2 protein-coding genes are annotated in these 1,649 nt (G+C 33.3%); both read left to right on the plus strand.

Translation table 11 applies throughout. The annotated features are described in order from the left end of the window. On the plus strand, positions 1–517 hold a 517-nt coding region (locus HG1285_RS02410), incomplete at its 5' end, for a type II secretion system F family protein (protein ID WP_008289138.1). Further along, the gene (mnmA, locus tag HG1285_RS02405; RefSeq protein ID WP_008289139.1) at positions 518–1,573 is read left to right on the plus strand and encodes a tRNA 2-thiouridine(34) synthase MnmA; all 1,056 of its coding nucleotides are present in this window, start codon (positions 518–520) and stop codon (positions 1,571–1,573) included. The last annotated feature ends 76 nt before the right edge of the window (positions 1,574–1,649 follow it).

The following is a 1,649-nucleotide window of genomic DNA, read 5'->3' on the forward strand; positions in this document are numbered from 1 at the left end:
CGTTTTTGGGATAAACTCTTACCTTTATAAAACCCCTAAAGGTAAAAAGGTTTATCATCGCATTATGCTGAAACTTCCTTTATTGGGGCAGATTTTTTTAAAAGGTGCTATTGCAAAATTTGCAAGAACGTTTGCAACTCTTATAGCTGGAGGAGTTCCTATTATAAGAGCACTTGAAATTGCATCTAAGACCACTGGTAATATAATTATTGAAGAAGCTATAATGAAAGCAAGAGATGACGTAGAACAAGGTAAACCTCTCTGGTCTTCCCTTGACCCTAAAATATTCCCTCCTATATTTATATCCATGTTAAAGGTAGGTGAAGAAACAGGTAGAATGGACGAAATGCTTGATACTATCGCAGAATTCTTTGAAGATGAAGTAGATAGAGCTGTAGATGGACTGCTTTCAACAATTGAACCACTGTTAATGGTATTTATCGGTGGAATAGTTGGTTTTATAATAATTGGTCTTTACCTACCAATATTCAAAATGGGAGAACTTATATCTAAATAAATGAAAGTTGCAGTTGGAATGAGTGGTGGAGTGGACAGCTCTGTAGCTGCTCTACTCCTTAAGGAAAAAGGATATGATGTTACAGGCATTACTTTAAAGCTTTCATCTATAGAAAACTCCTGTGATATTCAGGTTTGCTGTTCTCCTCAAGATGTAAAAGATGCAGAAAAAGTGGCTTCTTTTTTAGGAATAGAACACTACACTATAGACTGGGAGAAAGATTTTAAAAATAAGGTCATAGATTACTTTGTAAATGAGTTAAAAGAAGGAAAAACTCCAAATCCCTGTAGTGTATGCAACAGAGAAATAAAAACAGGAAGATTATATAAGTATGTAAACCTTGTTTTTGGTGCAGATTTTTTAGCAACAGGACATTACATAAAAACCGTAGAAATAAATGGTCAAAAACTTATTAAAAGAGGAAAAGATTTAAAAAAAGACCAGTCTTACTTTATGGCTCTTGTTGAAAAAGAAGTTTTAAATGGTCTTTTATTCCCACTTGGAGATTTTACAAAAGAAGAAGTTAGGAAAATAGCTGAAAAATACGGCCTTCCAGTATCACAAAAAAAAGACAGCTTTGAAATATGTTTTACTGCAGGCAAAACACCGGCTGAGTATATTGAAGAAAACAAAATTTTTGAACTGCAAAAAGGCGACATTATACATATATCAGGAAAAAAATTAGGCAAGCACAGGGGACTTGCCCATTACACAATAGGTCAAAGGAGAGGACTTGGCGTTAGATGGCATAAGCCTCTTTATGTAATTGATAAAAATGTTGAAAACAATACAGTTATAGTTGCTGAAGATAATTATCTTTTAACTGATACTGTAAAAGCAGAAGATTTTAACTTTCATCTTCCAATTGAAAAATGGGAAGGAAATTTAAATGTGCAGGGTAGATACAGACAAAAACCTGTAGAAGTGGAAGATTTTTCATATAAAAATGGTATCTTAGAAATAAAACTTAAACAACCTCAGGTAAAATTTGCTTCAGGGCAGATTTTGGCTGTTTATAAAGATGATATTTTACTTGGCGGAGGGATTATTGTATAGATTTTATAAACTGGACAGCCTGATGCTTAGTTTTCACAATTCCTTCTATCTGAGCCATTAAAAGCATTTCTTTTAT

Source organism: Hydrogenivirga sp. 128-5-R1-1 (assembly GCF_000171895.1).